Below are 2,947 nucleotides of genomic sequence, written 5' to 3' on the forward strand. Positions count from 1 at the left end.
TAAGCCTGGACCTGTCGAGTGTCTTCCCAAGTAACACGGAACTCCTGAAATTCCGTGTGAATCTGGCGGGACCACCCGTTAAGCCTAAATACTTCTCGATGACCGATAGCGGACAAGTACCGTGAGGGAAAGGTGAAAAGTACCCCTGGCGGGGAGTGAAATAGTACCTGAAACCGTGTGCCTACAATCCGTCAGAGCGATCCTTCGGGGTTGTGATGGCGTGCCTTTTGAAGAATGAGCCTGCGAGTTTGCGTTGTGTTGCGAGGTTAACCCGTGTGGGGTAGCCGTAGCGAAAGCGAGTCTGAATAGGGCGCTTTAGTAGCACGATCAAGACCCGAAGCGAAGTGATCTATCCATGGGCAGGTTGAAGCGCGGGTAAGACCGCGTGGAGGACCGAACCCACTTAGGTTGAAAACTGAGGGGATGACCTGTGGATAGGGGTGAAAGGCCAATCAAACTTCGTGATAGCTGGTTCTCCCCGAAATGCATTTAGGTGCAGCGTCGCGTGTTTCTTGCCGGAGGTAGAGCACTGGATAGCTAATGGGCCCTACAAGGTTACTGACGTTAGCCAAACTCCGAATGCCGGTAAGTGAGAGCGCGGCAGTGAGACAGTGGGGGATAAGCTCCATTGTCGAGAGGGAAACAGCCCAGACCATCAGCTAAGGCCCCTAAGCGGTGACTAAGTGGAAAAGGATGTGGAGTCGCAGTGACAACCAGGAGGTTGGCTTGGAAGCAGCCACCCTTGAAAGAGTGCGTAATAGCTCACTGGTCAAGTGATTCCGCGCCGACAATGTAGCGGGGCTCAAGTCATCCGCCGAAGCTATGGCATTCACATATAAGCTAAGCCGCCGGCTTGTCCGGTTGGTTCAGGTGTGTGGATGGGTAGGGGAGCGTCGTGTCGCGGGTGAAGCCACGGAGTGATCCAGTGGTGGATGCGACACGAGTGAGAATGCAGGCATGAGTAGCGAATCACGGGTGAGAAACCCGTGCGCCGAATGATCAAGGGTTCCAGGGTCAAGCTAATCTGCCCTGGGTAAGTCGGGACCTAAGGCGAGGCCGACAGGCGTAGTCGATGGACAACGGGTTGATATTCCCGTACCGGCAAAGTAGCGCCCATGACGAGCCCGGTGATGCTAACCATCTGAAACTCATCTGATCGGACCCTTCGGGGCGAGACGGGTGAGCGTAGCGTGGGATCCGAACCGGTAGTAGTCAAGCGATGGGGTGACGCAGGAAGGTAGCCCAACCGTGGCGATGGTTGTCCACGGGTAAGCAGGTAGGGTGTGTCCTAGGCAAATCCGGGACACTGTCTTTGATGACGGACCTGAGACGTGACGCCGACCCCGTATGGGGGAAGTGGGTGATCCTATGCTGTCGAGAAAAACCTCTAGCGAGCTATACGCCGCCCGTACCCCAAACCGACTCAGGTGATCAGGTAGAGAATACCAAGGCGATCGAGCGAACCATGGTTAAGGAACTCGGCAAAATGCCCCCGTAACTTCGGGAGAAGGGGGGCCCGAACCGTCATGACCTTTACGGTCGGCAGCGGGGAGGGCCGCAGAGACCAGGCCCAAGCGACTGTTTACTAAAAACACAGGTCCGTGCGAAGTTGTAAGACGATGTATACGGACTGACTCCTGCCCGGTGCTGGAAGGTTAAGGGGACCTGTTAGAGCCTTTGGCTCGAAGCGGAGAACTTAAGCCCCAGTAAACGGCGGTGGTAACTATAACCATCCTAAGGTAGCGAAATTCCTTGTCGGGTAAGTTCCGACCTGCACGAATGGAGTAACGACTTGGGCGCTGTCTCAACCGTGGACTCGGCGAAATTGCACTACGAGTAAAGATGCTCGTTACGCGCGGCAGGACGGAAAGACCCCGGGACCTTTACTATAGTTTGGTATTGGTGTTTGGTTCGGCTTGTGTAGGATAGGTGGGAGACTGTGAAGCGGCCACGCCAGTGGTTGTGGAGTCAACGTTGAAATACCACTCTGGTCGTACTAGATATCTAACCTAGGTCCATGATCTGGATCAGGGACAGTGCCTGATGGGTAGTTTAACTGGGGCGGTTGCCTCCTAAAATGTAACGGAGGCGCTCAAAGGTTCCCTCAGCCTGGTTGGCAATCAGGTGGCGAGTGTAAGTGCACAAGGGAGCTTGACTGTGAGACAGACATGTCGAGCAGGGACGAAAGTCGGAACTAGTGATCCGGCGTCGGCATGTGGAAGCGACGTCGCTCAACGGATAAAAGGTACCCCGGGGATAACAGGCTGATCTTCCCCAAGAGTCCATATCGACGGGATGGTTTGGCACCTCGATGTCGGCTCGTCGCATCCTGGGGCTGGAGTAGGTCCCAAGGGTTGGGCTGTTCGCCCATTAAAGCGGCACGCGAGCTGGGTTTAGAACGTCGTGAGACAGTTCGGTCCCTATCCGCCGCGCGCGTAGGAAACTTGAGAAAATCTGTCCCTAGTACGAGAGGACCGGGATGGACGAACCTCTGGTGTGCCAGTTGTCCCGCCAGGGGCACGGCTGGTTAGCTACGTTCGGAAGTGATAACCGCTGAATGCATCTAAGCGGGAAGCACATTTCAAGATGAGGTTTCCCACCCCTTGTGGGTTAAGGCCCCCAACAGACTATTGGGTTGATAGGCCGGAGGTATACAGCAGCAATGCCTAGCCGACCGGTACTAATAGGCCGAGGGCTTGCCCCACAAACCCTCAACCAAAACCACAACCACCTGCTACTTAACGTATGCACGCGTCCACTACAAGACCACCCCACCCGGTGGCCCCCCACACATGCGGGGACCAGACCGGGACATGGGGTCATAGAGTTACGGCGGCCATAGCGTCAGGGAAACACCCGGTCCCATCCCGAACCCGGAAGTTAAGCCTGACAGCGCCAATGGTACTGCACCCGAGAGGCTGTGGGAGAGTAGGACGCCGCCGGACAA

General features: G+C 56.0%; 2 rRNA genes (1 of these 2 only partly in view). Both read left to right on the forward strand.

Features of this window, described 5'->3' with window-relative positions:
• Nucleotides 1–2,704, forward strand: a 23S ribosomal RNA gene (locus LRP67_RS21120); it begins 427 nt to the left of the window's first position.
• A gap of 124 nt (nt 2,705–2,828) precedes the next feature.
• Nucleotides 2,829–2,945: ribosomal RNA gene (rrf, locus tag LRP67_RS21125) — 5S ribosomal RNA — on the forward strand.
• The last annotated feature ends 2 nt before the right edge of the window (nt 2,946–2,947 follow it).

The organism is Nocardioides sp. cx-169, assembly GCF_021083605.1.
Lineage (GTDB): Bacteria > Actinomycetota > Actinomycetes > Propionibacteriales > Nocardioidaceae > Nocardioides.